The organism is Eggerthella hominis (assembly GCF_014287365.1).
Classification (GTDB): Bacteria; Actinomycetota; Coriobacteriia; order Coriobacteriales; family Eggerthellaceae; genus Eggerthella; species Eggerthella guodeyinii.
This window is the reverse complement of sequence record NZ_JACOOA010000003.1, coordinates 79,179-92,873: the sequence shown is the minus strand read 5'-3', so window position 1 is coordinate 92,873 and position 13,695 is coordinate 79,179. Positions and strand designations below refer to the sequence as shown.

At 66.5% G+C, this 13,695-nt stretch carries 14 protein-coding genes; 3 read left to right on the top strand and 11 right to left on the bottom strand.

The window, feature by feature from the left end; genetic code table 11:
* Nucleotides 1–20 precede the first annotated feature (20 nt).
* Nucleotides 21–671 carry a DUF1648 domain-containing protein gene (locus H8S61_RS07975; protein ID WP_186938605.1) on the top strand — a complete coding sequence of 217 codons (651 nt, stop codon included), beginning with the start codon at nucleotides 21–23 and terminating at the stop codon, nucleotides 669–671.
* A 29-nt stretch (nucleotides 672–700) separates the two neighbouring features.
* On the opposite strand, the gene pth is transcribed toward H8S61_RS07975, so the two are convergent.
* From pth to H8S61_RS07920, 11 genes are all read right to left on the bottom strand, one after another.
* Complete coding sequence (pth, locus tag H8S61_RS07970; protein ID WP_154332848.1) at nucleotides 701–1,258, bottom strand: aminoacyl-tRNA hydrolase; 558 nt, start codon at nucleotides 1,256–1,258, stop codon at nucleotides 701–703.
* Between the two features lie 214 nt (nucleotides 1,259–1,472).
* Nucleotides 1,473–2,438, bottom strand: coding sequence for a ribose-phosphate diphosphokinase (locus tag H8S61_RS07965; RefSeq protein ID WP_160941394.1), 966 nt, complete (start codon nucleotides 2,436–2,438; stop codon nucleotides 1,473–1,475).
* Nucleotides 2,439–2,631: 193 nt separating this feature from the next.
* The gene (locus H8S61_RS07960) at nucleotides 2,632–4,209 is read right to left on the bottom strand and encodes a helix-turn-helix transcriptional regulator (RefSeq protein ID WP_255466530.1); all 1,578 of its coding nucleotides are present in this window, start codon (nucleotides 4,207–4,209) and stop codon (nucleotides 2,632–2,634) included.
* A 56-nt stretch (nucleotides 4,210–4,265) separates the two neighbouring features.
* Entirely contained in the window at nucleotides 4,266–5,159 is an 894-nt protein-coding gene (locus H8S61_RS07955) for a 4Fe-4S binding protein (RefSeq protein WP_186938604.1), read from the bottom strand.
* Complete coding sequence (locus H8S61_RS07950) at nucleotides 5,156–5,794, bottom strand: 4Fe-4S dicluster domain-containing protein (RefSeq protein WP_186938603.1); 639 nt, start codon at nucleotides 5,792–5,794, stop codon at nucleotides 5,156–5,158. Before H8S61_RS07950 ends, H8S61_RS07955 begins: the two co-directional genes overlap by 4 nt.
* Before the next feature lie 3 nt (nucleotides 5,795–5,797).
* The gene (locus H8S61_RS07945) at nucleotides 5,798–6,466 is read right to left on the bottom strand and encodes a TorD/DmsD family molecular chaperone (RefSeq protein WP_160941396.1); all 669 of its coding nucleotides are present in this window, start codon (nucleotides 6,464–6,466) and stop codon (nucleotides 5,798–5,800) included.
* 58 nt (nucleotides 6,467–6,524) lie between these two features.
* On the bottom strand, nucleotides 6,525–7,334 hold the full coding sequence (locus tag H8S61_RS07940) for a DmsC/YnfH family molybdoenzyme membrane anchor subunit (protein WP_186938602.1): 810 nt from the start codon (nucleotides 7,332–7,334) through the stop codon (nucleotides 6,525–6,527).
* A gap of 1 nt (nucleotide 7,335) precedes the next feature.
* Nucleotides 7,336–7,920, bottom strand: coding sequence for a 4Fe-4S dicluster domain-containing protein (locus tag H8S61_RS07935; RefSeq protein ID WP_154332842.1), 585 nt, complete (start codon nucleotides 7,918–7,920; stop codon nucleotides 7,336–7,338).
* Nucleotides 7,910–10,606 (bottom strand): molybdopterin-containing oxidoreductase family protein, encoded by a 2,697-nt coding sequence (locus tag H8S61_RS07930; protein WP_186938601.1) that lies wholly within the window; start codon nucleotides 10,604–10,606, stop codon nucleotides 7,910–7,912. The genes H8S61_RS07935 and H8S61_RS07930 overlap by 11 nt, the downstream gene beginning before the upstream one ends.
* A gap of 115 nt (nucleotides 10,607–10,721) precedes the next feature.
* The gene (locus H8S61_RS07925) at nucleotides 10,722–11,363 is read right to left on the bottom strand and encodes a hypothetical protein (protein ID WP_186938600.1); all 642 of its coding nucleotides are present in this window, start codon (nucleotides 11,361–11,363) and stop codon (nucleotides 10,722–10,724) included.
* A gap of 186 nt (nucleotides 11,364–11,549) precedes the next feature.
* Entirely contained in the window at nucleotides 11,550–12,644 is a 1,095-nt protein-coding gene (locus tag H8S61_RS07920; RefSeq protein ID WP_186938599.1) for an alpha/beta hydrolase, read from the bottom strand.
* Nucleotides 12,645–12,822: 178 nt separating this feature from the next.
* Between H8S61_RS07920 and H8S61_RS07915 the strand changes: the two genes are divergently transcribed.
* Together H8S61_RS07915 and H8S61_RS07910 are read left to right on the top strand one after the other, a co-directional pair.
* Nucleotides 12,823–13,197, top strand: a complete 375-nt coding sequence (locus H8S61_RS07915) for a type II toxin-antitoxin system RelB/DinJ family antitoxin (protein WP_186938598.1) — start codon at nucleotides 12,823–12,825, stop codon at nucleotides 13,195–13,197.
* On the top strand, nucleotides 13,190–13,684 hold the full coding sequence (locus H8S61_RS07910; RefSeq protein ID WP_160941402.1) for a type II toxin-antitoxin system VapC family toxin: 495 nt from the start codon (nucleotides 13,190–13,192) through the stop codon (nucleotides 13,682–13,684). The genes H8S61_RS07915 and H8S61_RS07910 overlap by 8 nt, the downstream gene beginning before the upstream one ends.
* Nucleotides 13,685–13,695 lie beyond the last annotated feature (11 nt).

The following is a 13,695-nucleotide window of genomic DNA, read 5'->3' as shown; positions in this document are numbered from 1 at the left end:
TCCGACGGAAGGAGGCGCCTATGGCCGAAAGCGATAGCGACAGGCTCGAACCGCCCGCCTACCGCATGAGCAGGGCGCGCGTCGCGGTGCTGCTCGCGCTGGCCGCGCTGCCGGTTCTCCTCACCGCGCTGGCCCAGCCGTTCCTGCCAGACATCGTCCCGCTGCACTACGGAACGAACGGGGCCGATCGATGGGGATCGAAAGCCGAGCTGTTCGTCGCAGCGGGCATCATCGCCGTGATCGAGCTTGCCCTCGTAGGGCTTTACACCGTAGTAGAGCAACAGCGCGAAACCGGGCGGGAAGACTGGATTGTCGTCAACGGCCCCGTAACCGCCATGTTTCCCACGTTCGCCATCTTGTATGCAATCATGGCTTGCGTTCAGGCCGTCTATCTCTTCGCCGCCTTCCAGCTGACGGAATTCACGCTGCCTGTCGATGTCGGCAAGCTGTACGTGTACGTGCTGCTCGGGCTCGTCTTGCTCGCCATGCTCGCACCGGCGTTCTACATGCTCATCACCGGAAAGGGCCTTTCGCTCGTGAACTTCCACCCCGGCACGAGCGACCTCGAGAAACGCACGGGCGCCGACAAGCAGCAAGCGCGCGCCATCGGCGGCCTGCTGCTGTTCCTCGCCGGCTTCGTCATCATAGAATTCATGCTGCTGCTGAAATGAAACGCACCCGCCGCGAGGGCGGGTGCGCGTTAGTTGAATGCTTGCTGGGTCTTCTCCAAACCTACCTGCACCAGCGACAACGCTGCTTGCGCGCCGCGGTCGGTGGCCTGCACGAAGTCGTCCGCGGCGTCCTTCTTGGGCTGCGACAGCACCCAATCCACCACGGGCATGCGTCCCGGCGGACGCCCGATGCCCACGCGCACGCGGTACCAGTCGCGCGTGCCCAGCTTGTCGCAGATGGAGCGCAGGCCGTTGTGCCCCGCGTGCCCTCCGCCGAACTTCGCCCGCACGGTACCCGGGTCGATGTCCAGCTCGTCATGCACGACGATGAGATGCTCGGCATCCACGCCGTACGCGTTCATGAGCTGCTTCACCGGCCCGCCCGACGTGTTCATGTAGCTTTGCGGCTTGGCCAGCACCAGGTCGTGGTCGCGATACACGCCCTTCGACGTGAGCGCGCCGCACTCCGTCTTCCAGTAGCGCGCGCCCACCTCGTCGGCGATGAGATCCACCGTGTCGAACCCGGCATTGTGCCGTGTATGCTCGTATTCCGCGCCCGGATTCCCCAGGCCCACGATCAAAAACATGAGAACCAGCTTTCCACTCGCAAGTCGTTCGTACATTCAGCGAGAAAGGCCGTGGTGCCCGAGATTCGTGGGATGGCGGAGGCGAAGCGCGCCCCGAAGGAAGTCCCCGCAGGGGATACTTCGGTACGCGAGCTTTCGCCATCGCGCGAAGATTGGGCGCCACGGCCTTTCGCAGCGTCGGCCCGTTCCGCTGTTCGTAGAATAGCGGAACCCCCTACTCGAACAGCGACGCGACGGAGCCGTTGTTGTAGACGTTGCTGATGGTCTTCGCGAACAGCGGGCCCACGGACAGCACCTTCACCTTGCCGGTCTGGCGCTCGAGCGGCACGGGCACCGTGTTCGTCACCACGACCTCCTCGATGATGGAGTTCGCGATGCGATCGTACGCCGGGCCGCTGAACAGGCCGTGCGTGGCGCACGCGTACACCTTCTCGGCACCCTTCGCCTTGAGCGTGGTGGCCGCGGCCACCAGCGAGCCGGCCGTGTCGATCATGTCGTCGTTGAGGATGCATACCTTGCCCTGCACGTCGCCGATGAGCGCCGTGATCTCGGCCTGGTTGTGCTTCGGACGGTCCTTGTGCATGATGGCGATGTCGCAATCCAGCATGGTGGAGAACTTCTTGGCGGCCTTCGCGCGTCCCACGTCGGGCGACACCACGCACAGTTTCTCCTTGTCGAGGCCCATGCTGCGGAAGTAGTCGACGAAGATGGGCATGGCGGTCATATGGTTCACCGGCAGGTCGAAGAAGCCCTGGATGGCGTCCTGGTGCAGGTCGATGGTGATGACGTTGTCCACCCCGGCGGCAGCCAGCAGGTCGGCGACCAGCTTGGCGGTGATGGGCTCGCGCGGGGCCGCCTTGCGGTCCTGGCGCGCGTAGCCGTAATGGGCGACGACGGCCGACACGGAGCGGGCCGAGGCGCGCTTCGCGGCGTCCACCATGATGAGCAGCTCCATGAGCGCATCGTTCACGTCGTAGCCGACGGCGCCGCACACCGACTGGACGAGGAACACGTCGGCACCGCGGACGCTCTCCTGGTAGCGCGCGTAGATCTCGCCGTTCGCGAACTTCTCAAGCTTGACGTTGCCGAGCGACGCGTTCAGGTCCTTCGCGATCTCCTCGGCAAGCTCGGGGTTGACCGACCCCGAGAACAAGGCCATGCTCTTCTGCACTTCCGTCATGTGCGCGCTCCTTCGTTTCACCCTGGGGCCGCCGCACCCCGCAGCCGTCGCCCCCTGTCTCATGGGCACTATTGTATCCGCAGGCAGCACGCGCGCACAGGGGCAACTTGGCCATCTTCGCAGATTGACCGCAAGGAAGGGGTGGGCGGGGAACGAGCGCGCACCCCTGAGCCTCCGCCGCGCGCAAAAGAGCTCAGCGCACGTTCTTGCCTTCCTCGATCAGGCTTTGCAGCTCCTGCTTGGAGTGCACGCCCGCCTTCGCGTAGACGTTGCGGATGTGGCTTTTCGCCGTGTTGAACGAGATGCCCAGCTCGCCCGCGATGTACTCGATGGTGTAGCCCTTCCCCAGCAGGAACAGCACGTCGCGCTCGCGCGTCGACAGGCCCGCCTGCTCGGCCAGCGCGTTGCAGCTCTTCGTCCAGGCCCCTTCGCGCGGGAAGTCCTCGCCCGCGCCCGGCGCCGCACCGTCCGCCCCGCCCTCGAGCCCCCTGCCGCTGGGAAAGAAATCGCCCGTGGCCTGGTTGGTCTGGGCGTTGCGGGTCTTCTTGAGCGCCGCGCCGATGGTGCGCTCGTTGAGGATGACCATCGACACCACGAGCAGCACGAACACCATGCCCATGGCAAGCGCCACCATGTTGCTGGCGTTCTCCATCAGCACGGGCGCCAACGACGAGCCGGCGAACCAGCCGATGGTGGTGCCCGCCGCCGATGCGCCGCGGCCCCAGCCGAACACGCGCGCGTACGACAGGTCGGTGCGGTTCGCCACGTTGGCCAGCAGGCACCACACCATGAGGATGAACAGGTTGTACGCGATACTCACCAGCTCGCCCTGGATGACGCCCAAGCCGCCGAACAGCGGCACCGCGAGGTTGCCCAGGCACGTGAGGATGATGATGGGATAGTACAGCTGGCTGATGTCGAACTCGCGCACCAGCAGCCCCACCAGCACGAACAGCAGCACCGCCGTACACCCGGTGGCGAACACGATGATGACGCCCTGGTCGGTGATCGACGAAAGCGGCTGCTGCAGCGCCATGAACCCCTTGACCACGCCTGCGATCACCGAGAACACCGCCACCGCCACTACGAGGCGGATGAAGTAGCCGCGCGGCAGCTCGCGCATGGGAACCACGTCCTCGGCTTGCCGGCCCGAGGCGCGGGCGGCCGCCATGGTGAACACGACTGCGAGCAGCGGCAGGCTGGCCGTCATCAGCAGTCCCACCGGTTGCGGCAGCCCGATGCAGACGAAGTACAACATGCCGGCGAAGATGAACGACCCCGCCGTGTACATGAACGCCTGGCGCGCTCCCACCGTGCTGTACATCGATCCCAAGCGCAGCGCGACGAACCCCGTGCCCACGCCGGTAAGCGCGCAGCCCACCACGAACAGCGCGTCCTGCGCCCCGGACGGCGACGACCACGCCACCACGAGCGTTGCCGCGGTTGCCACTCCCGCCATCACGGCCACCATCAGGCGCGACTCGACGATGCGCGCGGCAACGCGATGGAATACGCCGGCGACGATGAGCACGAGTCCCAGCGCCGTGGTCGATGCCAAGTACATAACCAGCATGGCGCTGTTTCCCACGGAGGGACCGGCCCATCCATACAGCACGTCGCTGTTGTAGCACAGGAATATCCACGCGTAGTAGGCGCCGAAGCCCAGGAACTTCATGCTGGGCCATTGTTCGTCCAGGTCCTCGAGCAGCCTCGATGCCGAAAACCGCGCGCGATCGCCCCGTCCGTTGCCCGCTTCCTCCGTACGCATCATGAACCTCCCCATCGCGCGGCCCATCGCCTGCGCCGCGCTCCCCGTATGGTCTCGGTCTATTCTAGCACCCGCTCATCTTCCCCCGCCTCGGCCGTCCCGCCCGCCGCCTTGTCGCGATCGCCGCGCGTCGCCAGAAACGGGAACGTGACGGCATGCATGGGGCAGGCATCGGCGCACGCGCGGCACTTCGTGCACTCGTTGAGCGGGGCCGACACGGACGCGTCGTGCAGGTCGATGCCTTCGGGGCACACCTCGGCGCACTGATGGCAGGGCTCGCCCTTGGACGAGCGCAGGCACGCAGCCTCGTTGCTCACCGGGCGAAACGTCCGGTTCAAGCGCGCCACGAGCGACAGCAGCGCCCCCAGCGGGCAGAAGCGGCTGCACCATTTCCGCAGCACTGCCACCTCCAGCACGAGGATGGCCGGGAACACCAAAAGCGACAGCGCCACCTCGTTGAACTGGAACAGGCGCCACACCGCGATAAGGGTGGCGAACGTGAGGCCCACCGGGCAGATGAGGCAGAACACCGGGAACCCGAACACGGCCGTGGAGAGCAGCGCGCCGCCCAGCACCCAGTTGCGCGAGTCGGCCGCGCCGCCGCGCTGGGAGGCGGGAAGGTCGAGCGCGCTGGACGGGCGGCGCGTGCGTTTCGGCTCCTTGAGGCCGAAGATGCGCCGCAGCAGCGGGATCGGGCAGCCCCAGGCGCAGAACGCGCGCCCGAACAGCACCACCAGCACGATGCCCACCGCAAGCGCGATCAGCATCGGGGGCACCACGGTTTTGCTGGCGAGCGCCGCCTCCACCGCGCCGAGCGGGCACAGGGCCGCCACGTCGAAGACGCCCCAGGCCGAAGGCGTGCCCGTGCCGGTGTGCAGCGCCAGGCCCACGCACACGAGCGCGATCACCGCCAGCGCGGACAGGGTGCGCAGCAGGTTGGAGTTCCGTTTCATCTCGCGCTCATCTCGCTCTCGTCCTCCACCACCGTCTTCCCCAGCCGCTCGTACGCGCTGGGGCTCACCACCACGATGCCGCGCCGCGAGCCGCCGGCGAAGCTGCGGTACACGAGCGCCGGGCATACGTCCTCGCACACGCCGCACCCGTTGCAGCGGGCGTCGTCCACCACCGGGTGGCCGCTGCCGTCCAGCGAGATCGCCTCGTACGGACACGCTTTTTCGCACTCGATGCATCCCTGGTAATAGGCCACGCAGCGGTCCTTCTGCACCACCGCGACGCCCATCTTGTCGACGTCGGGATCGAAGGGCCCGATGGCGCCCGTGGGGCATACCCGCAGGCAGTCGCCGCAGAAGTCGCAGCTTCCCCGATGGAAGTTCAGCTTGGGGGTGCGGGCGCGCAGCACGCCGTCGCCCACCTCGGCCACGCCGATGACCCCGGTGTGGCACACGCTGCGGCAACGGTCGCACTTCACGCACGAGGCCAGCAGGCGCAGCTCGTCCTGCGCCCCCGGCGGCCGCACCAGCGAGGTTTCGGCCGCGCCGTCAGCCGCTTTCACGGCCCCGCCGAACCCCACGAACGCCACCGCCGCGGTGCAGAAGCCCGCGAACGCGCGGCGCGTGTACGCGGCCATGGCTCACGCCGCCTGGGCGCTCTGGCCGATCATCTGGTCCTCCAGCTCGAGGAAGCCCTCGGTGATGTCGGCGATGCCGCGGTAGAACGACGTGGTCGCGTACGCGCGCACGTCGGCGCACAGGCGCGGCACCCAGGCGGCGAGGTGCTCGTCGAAGAACGCGCGCTGCTTCGCGCACAGCTCGGCGTAACGCGCCGCGTCGCCCGCCTCGAGCGCTGCGCTCGCGCGCTCGACGAGCTTCGCCATGAACTGGAACTCGAACGACAGGTGGTCTTCGGGCGTGGTGTTGTCGGCCGGCAACCCCAGCTCCTCGTCGAGGTAGCACGCCACCACGGAATCGCGCGCGTCCTGCATGAGCAGGTGCTCCTCGCTCGTGTACACCGATTCGTACGGCGGCGCCATCAGCTGCTCGTACATGCCCGCGCACAAAAACACGCGCGCATAGTCCACCGCAAGCTCCTGGCGCGTGCCCGCATCGCGATGGCGCAGGTACTCCTTCACGATGCCGTAGCCCGCCCCCACGTACGCGGCGTCGACGGGAAGCTCCTGCTTCGCCAGCGCCTCGATCTGCTCGTCGGTCAGCTCCAGCTTGTACATGCTGGCCAGAAACTCGTAAAAACCCTGACGTGCGGCGTTCACCGCAGCCAGCTCGTCGCGATCATGCTGCTCCATCGCAGCCCCCTTCCTCGTGCATCCGGCGGCACCGCCGAGCGGCGCCGCCGGAGCGAACCTACAGGACGATGCCGAAGTAGTTGGCCACCGCCGTGCCCACCATCCACATGACGGCGCGGAACGCGATCGAGCCGATGATGCCGCCGGCGAAGGCGATGCCCGCCAGCGTCGCGCCCGACGCGGGCTTGCTGCGCGCCAGCCATCCGCATACGAGGGGCGCGAGCCCGCCGCACGCGAGGGCCACCCAGAAGATGGCCGCGGCGTCGCCCGTGGCCGCGCCCGACGCGAAGCCGAACGCCAGGCCGCTCACAAGCGCCAGCACGCCGCCGACGGCGGTTTCCGCGCCCGCCAGTTTGACGGCTTCTGCGGCCTCGCCTTTGAGGGCCGCCAGCAGCAGGTACAGGCTCAAGCCGCTGGCCGCGCCGAAGCCCAGGTAGCCCAGGGGCAGCGCGATGGTGTTCCATGTGGCGCGCGCCTCCATCATGTAGGAGTAACCGCTTGCGAAGCTGAACACGATGCCGACGACCGCGGCCACCACGGCGACCGCCTTGCGCGCCCCGGCCGACGCATCGCGCTTCAACAGGATCAAGTACACGGCTACCGCCACGATGAACAGGCCGATGAGCAGCGCTTCCAGGAAGATGCCCGGCGTGGGGTGGCTGAGCACGGCCATGATGCGATCGGGGTGCGACAGGTGCGTCACCGACGCGATGCCGCCCACCACGGCCAGCGCGAGCGCCGTCACCGACGCCAACAGGTTGGTGCGCTTCGTGCATCCGCGCAGCTCGTCGACGGCAACGCCCACCGACACCCAGGTGCCGCAGCTGGCGATGGCCGTGAACAGAACGAGGGACCATTGGATGTCCATGCTACTCAACCCCTTCCATCCACTCGCCGTGCATGCTGGTCATGATGTACTTCGTGCAGGGGTTGTTGCCCACGTTCGGCAGCTCGTGGATGTCGGCCGCATCGTACTTCGCCAGCTCCTTCGACACGTCGGAGCTCGGATCGTCGAGGTCGCCGTAGAAGCGGGCGCCGGCGCTGCAGCTCTTCACGCACGCGGGCAGCTCGCCGTTGGCGGTCAGGTGGCCGCACAGCGTGCACTTCTCCACGGTCTGCGACGCCTTGTTCCAGTCGCGCACGCCGTAGGGGCAGGCCATCATGCAGTACTTGCAGCCGATGCACTTCTCGCGGTCGATGAGCACCACGTTGTTGCCGTCGCGGTAGCTGGCGCCGGTGGGGCACACGTGCACGCACGGCGCGTCGGCGCACTGCTGGCACATCGTGGGCAGCGGGTAGCGCGTCATGTTCGGATAGTCGCCGAAGGGACCGCGCTGCAGCATCTTGTTCCAATGCTCGCCCAGGGCGATGTCGTTCTCCATCTTGCACGTGATCTCGCAGGAATAGCAGCCCGTGCAGCGGTCGAGGTTCACGACGATGCAGTTATGCGCCATACTCGAACACCTCCTCGGTGGGATCGCTCGGCTGCGGCATCCAGGGCTCGAACTGCTCGGGCTCGGTCCACACGCCTTCGGGTGCGGCCGCGTCAGGCGTGACCTTCACCTGGAAGCCGCGCAGGGTATAGGTGCCGTACTCGGGATTGTACGGCTCATCGTTCTTGGTCAGCACGTTGATGTTCATCACCTTGTACGCGCGCTCAGGATCGGTGTCCAGCAGCTCGGGCGCCCAGAACCGCTCCTGGTAGATGACGCCCTTGGCGATGGCCGTGGTCACGCGCGCCTTGCCATGCGTCTCGCCGCGGCGGCTGGCGATGGTGCACCACTGGCCGTCTTCCACGCCGTAGGTTGCCGCGTCGTCCGGATGGATCCACATCTCGGGGACGGGGTAGATCTCGCGCAGGTACGGGATGTTGCGCAGCGTGCCGTGGTGGTACATCGGCAGGCGGCCTTCGGTCAGCACGAGGGGATACTCGGTGTCCGTGAGCGGGCTTTCGGCCGGCTCCTTGTAGTAGCACAGCGGCTCGTAGTCCTTCGACGCCGGCTCCAGCACGAGGTTCTTCTCCTCGAAGCACTGCGACCAGGGGAAGCCCGTGCGGCCCAGGATGGTGTTGGACTCGCAGTACACCTCGCACTTCTTGGAAGGCGTCCCGAAGCCCTTGGCTTTGCCGGTGGCCTCGTCAACCGCCTTATAGCCGTAGTACGTGCGGTACTCCTCTTCGGTGCACCACTCGAACACGCCCTTCTCGGCCGCTTCCTCCCAGCTCATCTTCAGGTTGTTGAGGTGCAGCTTCTGCTTCTCGTACTCGTTCTTGTACATCGGAATGCCGTTCGTGCCCTCGGCCGTGAAGGCCTCCTGCGCATGCACGTTGCCCATCTCGGCCATTTTCTGCACGATCTGCGTCCAGATGAGGCCCTCCTCCACCGTCTCGAACAGGTGGGTGACCGCCTGGCGGATGACGATGGCATTCAGCTGCGGGATGACCAGGTTGGTTTCCAGCCACTCGGCGGAGGGGAGCAGCATGTCGGCGCACAGCACGGAGAACGCCGTCGGGTACATGAAGATGTGGCAGACGAAGTCGAGGTTCGGGACGATCTCGTCGAGGCAGGTGGCGTTGCCCAGCACCACGTGCTTGTTGCCGGAGCGCTCGAACCATGCGTGGATCTGGTAGGGATCGCCGTCCTTCATGGCCTTGAACACCGCGGGAATGAACGCCATGTCCCAGTCGAGCAGGCCCTTGTGCTCCTGCACGCCCAGGCGCTTGAGCATCTTCTCCTTCTTGAGGAAGCGCGGCGTGTTGGGAATCTGGTCGCGCGCCGGGCAGGCTTTGAAACTTTGCAGCATGGCGCCGGGCTTCTGCACGTTGCCCATGAGGTACTCGAGGTTGAGGGCGCCGAGCGCGCACTGCTGCGACTGCTCGTATTGGTCGATGGGCACGCCCTGCATGATGCCGGACTGGCCCGTCGTGTAGATCTCCAACGCCTTCTCGATCTGGCCCTCGTCGAGCCAGCAGATCTCGGCCGCCTTCGCCAGCGTGAACTCCTCCACGCTCTCCTTGAGCAGCTGGCCGCCCGTGGGGTACTGCTTCCCGTCGATCTCGTACGTGCCGAACAGCGGGGGCACCACGCCCTCGTTCATGGGGTACTCCAGCACGACGGGCTTGCTCTGCGCCGGATCCCAGATGACGTAATCGGCGTCGGTGCCTTCAAGGCCGCATTCGGTGGGCTTGAGGGTCAGGCGCGTTTCGGGGTTCACGAGGTAGGGCATGTTGGTCCAGTTCGTGCAGAAGTCCTCGTCGTACTTCTTGTTGTCGATGATCCACTTCGTCCACGCCATGAGCAGCGCGGCGTCGGTGCCGGGGCGGATGGGCAGCCACACGTCGGCCTTGGCGGCGTCCATCGTCATGCGCGGGTCGATGACCACCGTCTTCAAGCCCTGCTCGCGAGCTCGCAGCTCGGCCAGCGCGCGGCCGCCCGTGGCAACCGAGCTGTTGGCCGGGTCGGTGCCCCACAGCACGAGGGAGTCCACCGGCGAGTCCGTGAAGTAGTAGTCCCAGCCATTGGAGTCGCTGAAGGACAGGTTGTTCGGCTTGCCCATGCCGTTCGACAGCTGCGAGGCGCCCATGCGCGGCAGGTAGCACTGCGCGCAGCCAGGCTCCCACACGTTGGGCGTGTTGATGGCCTCGCCGAAGCGCTTCACGTTGCTGAAGTGCGGGTTGCCGCCACCGCCGGTGGACACGGCCACGCATTCCGAGCCGTACTTCTCGTCGATCTCGATGAGCTTCGTGGCGATCTCGGTGATGGCCTCGTCCCAGGTGATGCGCTCCCACTGGTTCTGGCCGCGCTCGCCCACGCGGCGCATGGGGTACTTGTTGCGGTTGGGATGGTACAGCGCCTGGATGCCGGCCATGCCCTTCGCGCACAGGCCGCCCTGGCTCATAGGGCTTTCGGGATTGCCCTCGATCTTGATGACGCGACCGTTCTTCACATGCGCCAGCACGGCGCAGCTTGCGATGCAGGCGCGGCAGGCCGTCTTCACGATCTTCACGTCGCCGCCCGTATCGGCATGCGCCGGATCGACGTGCACGAGGTCGTCGCTCACGGCAACGCCCAGACCGCATGCGGCGCCCAGCGCCGCCGCCGACTTCACGAAACTGCGTCGCGTGATGGTAGGCTGTGTCATGTTCCCTCCTCCTTGTATCTCGTCTTGTATCTCGTCATTGCCGGTGGTGCTTGGTTGCTCGTATCTCAGATGGAACGCCCGCTCGCGCGCGGAGCCGGGGCGATCGGGCAGCGCTTTACCCGACCATGGCCAGCATCTGCCGGCCGGCATCCGTCGTCTTCCACGAGCCGTCCCATGTAAGACCTCCTACGGTCTCCAACTTGGAGATGAAATAGCTGGGATACACCTGCTTGGGGTCGCCGAGCGCGGGGTCGCCCTCGAGCGCTCGCTCGATGGCGGCCTTCGTCGCGCCGTCCTCGCAGAGGGCGAGCACGGCGGCGTACGCCTGCGCGTAGGTCGCGGGTTCGTCGCGCAGCACGTCGGCGAACCGCTTCGTGGGTTCGAACCGCGCGAGCGCGGCGCGGCCGGCTGCGGTGGTTTCCACGGTGTAGTCGATGGGCCGGTCCTGCTTCTCCTCGCCCGGCGCGTACGCGGGCTCGGGAACCTCGACGGCTTCCACGCCGCCGCAATCCACCATGATGCGCAGCAGCGCGTGGGCGCTCTGCGTGCTGAGGTTCAGCTCGGGCCGCTCGTCGATGAGCGCCTCGGCATCGCGATAGGGCATGCGCCGCTCGCACACGGCCAGCACGGCGCACAGCGCCAGCGTGTTGGCGCGATTGGCGTTGAGGCGCTTGACGACGGCGTCGACGGTTGCGGCGGCCTCGTCGGCGGCCGGCGCAGCTACGGTTGCGGCTGCGGCCTGCGTGTCGTTGCTCATGGTTCCCCCGTTTCTGCTCGTCTCGTCTGGCTTCGAGCAGCTTTACCTTACGGCGCAGCGAGCGGAAGGGAAACGTCCGTTGTTCGTGAAAGAACGCGACGCACCCGGATATTTATGGGTGACCGAGGGCGCGAAAACGCCACCAATAATGGATGAGCAAGGGGAACGACCTGGGGTAACCGGCGCTTAACGCACCTGCTCGTCGTAGAAGGACACGATGCTGCTCATGAGGTCTTCGTCGAGCATGAGGCAGGTCCCCTTGTCGAAATGCTCGACGCGCCACGCGTTCATCAGGTCGGCGTCGTTCGCACCGTCGTTGGCCTCCCAATACGCGTAGTAGTCCTCGTTGAACGCGGCGATGTTGTCGCGCGCTTCGTCCGAGTAGTACAGGAAGCTGTGGCCGCGATCCTCGAACTCGACGAACGTGAAGCGCGGATCGTCGCCGAATTCCTCGCGATACCGGTCGATGCCCGTCTCGGGCGGCACGGTGGCGTCGTCGGCGCTGTGCAGCACGAGCACCTGCGCCTGCGACGACGCGAACCCCTCGAGGGAGGACGCGTCGGCATAGGAGCCGAACTTGAGATGCTCGTACAGCGACAGGTACGGCATCAGCAGCACGATGGCGTCGCCCGCCATCTGCCGGCCCTGGCTTTCGAGCATGGCCGCAGAGGTGTCGAAGCCCGCAATGGACACGACCGCCTTCACCTCGGGATGGTCGGCGAGCGCGCTGCCCGCCGCGTAACCGCCCCAGCTGTGGCCGAACAGCATGACGGGAAGGTCACGCAGGCGGTCGTCCTGCGCCACGGCGTCGAGGGCGCGATCGAGGTCGATGACGCCCTGCGGCAGCCCGCCGACGGCGTCGCCCTCACTGCGGTCGTTGCCCGTGGCGTCGTAGGCGAACACCGCGTAGCCGCTGGCCGCGAAGCGGTTCGCCACGTCCATGTACGTGTTGCACCCGCCGCCCAGGCCGTGCGCGATCACGACGACGCCCTTCGCGCCCGCACCGTCCTCGGCCACGCCCGCGCCGGCCGACGTGTAGAGGTAGCCCGCGAGCTGCTGGCCCTTGTCGGAGACGAAGGTGGAGGTGCGCTCGCTGAGGCCGGGGAACTCCTCGGGGCTGCGCTCCGTGAACGCCGTCGTTTGCAAACGCGAGCCGAAGTTGTCTTCGTAGATGGCTGCCGACAGCGCCAAGGGTGCTCCCACCAGCGCCAGCACCGCGACGATGCCCAGCACGATCGCCACGCGCCGCCCCCGATGGCTCCGAACCGGTTCGCTCTCCACAGCCGCCGCCCCTTCTCGCCCGACAATCCTTCCGCCAGTATACACGCAGCTCCGTCTTCGGCACGATGCAAGCCGCGCGCACCCCCAGCGATTCCCCGTCCTAGGATAGAGGCCGCGTATTGCTTTACGCCTATTCGTTGCTATACTATACGTATAGCAACGAATGAGGAGGTACGCGATGACAACGGACATGGTGCAGATGAACACGCGCATCAGCCGCGCGCTCAAGGAGCGCGGCGATGCGGCGCTGGAGCGCGCCGGCTACACGCCGTCGCAGGCGATTCGCAAGCTGTGGGACTACGCCGCGAACAACGCGCACAACCCGCGCGCCATAGAAAACCTGTTCGACGCCGAAGACGAAGCGGAGAAGCGCGAAGCCGAGGAAGAGCGCGCGCGGCGGCGGGAAATCACGATCAGGGGCGCGAACATCGTCGCCGATGCGTACGAGCGGCACGGAATCAAGCCTTCGGACTGGACGATGAACGCATCGTACGAAGAGATGCGCGACTACGCCCTGCTCGAGCGCCTTCGGGAACGGGGCCTCGATGCCTAGCCAGCAAACTTCCCTTCTGGTCGACACGAACATCTGGCTCGACTACTTTCTTGCCAACCGTCCAGGGCATGCCGCAGCGATGTCCTTCATGCTATTCGCGCATGAGCACGGCTATCCGCTGCTGTACCCCACCGCCATCGTCAAGGACGTGTTCTACCTGACCGCGAACGCCTTCAAGCGAGACATGCGCAACGAGAACGGCAGGCTCACCGAACGCGATGCGGCGGCAGCGACCGAAATCGCTTGGGGATGCGTGGGCAACATGCGGGAACAGGCCACCGCCGTAGGGTCAGACGAATCGGACCTGTGGAAGGCATGCGGCCTCCGCAACCTCCACAACGACCTCGAGGACAACCTGATCGTCGCCGCGGCGCAACGGTCGAACGCGACGTACCTGATCACCAGCGACGAGCTGCTCATCAAGCACGCCCCCGTGGCCGCGCTCACACCCGGCGACGCGCTCACGCTGCTGCAAGCGATGCGGTAGAAACGAAGGGG

Bases quoted from the DNA above. Each gene is read 5' to 3' on its own strand.
- H8S61_RS07930 (WP_186938601.1), bottom strand. From the start codon at position 10,606: ATGACACAGCCTACCATCACGCGACGCAGTTTCGTGAAGTCGGCGGCG.
- H8S61_RS07915 (WP_186938598.1), top strand. From the start codon at position 12,823: ATGACAACGGACATGGTGCAGATGAACACGCGCATCAGCCGCGCGCTC.
- pth (WP_154332848.1), bottom strand. From the start codon at position 1,258: ATGTTTTTGATCGTGGGCCTGGGGAATCCGGGCGCGGAATACGAGCAT.
- H8S61_RS07975 (WP_186938605.1), top strand. From the start codon at position 21: ATGGCCGAAAGCGATAGCGACAGGCTCGAACCGCCCGCCTACCGCATG.
- H8S61_RS07910 (WP_160941402.1), top strand. From the start codon at position 13,190: ATGCCTAGCCAGCAAACTTCCCTTCTGGTCGACACGAACATCTGGCTC.
- H8S61_RS07955 (WP_186938604.1), bottom strand. From the start codon at position 5,159: ATGAAACGGAACTCCAACCTGCTGCGCACCCTGTCCGCGCTGGCGGTG.
- H8S61_RS07925 (WP_186938600.1), bottom strand. From the start codon at position 11,363: ATGAGCAACGACACGCAGGCCGCAGCCGCAACCGTAGCTGCGCCGGCC.
- H8S61_RS07960 (WP_255466530.1), bottom strand. From the start codon at position 4,209: ATGATGCGTACGGAGGAAGCGGGCAACGGACGGGGCGATCGCGCGCGG.
- H8S61_RS07945 (WP_160941396.1), bottom strand. From the start codon at position 6,466: ATGGAGCAGCATGATCGCGACGAGCTGGCTGCGGTGAACGCCGCACGT.
- H8S61_RS07965 (WP_160941394.1), bottom strand. From the start codon at position 2,438: ATGACGGAAGTGCAGAAGAGCATGGCCTTGTTCTCGGGGTCGGTCAAC.
- H8S61_RS07940 (WP_186938602.1), bottom strand. From the start codon at position 7,334: ATGGACATCCAATGGTCCCTCGTTCTGTTCACGGCCATCGCCAGCTGC.
- H8S61_RS07950 (WP_186938603.1), bottom strand. From the start codon at position 5,794: ATGGCCGCGTACACGCGCCGCGCGTTCGCGGGCTTCTGCACCGCGGCG.
- H8S61_RS07935 (WP_154332842.1), bottom strand. From the start codon at position 7,920: ATGGCGCATAACTGCATCGTCGTGAACCTCGACCGCTGCACGGGCTGC.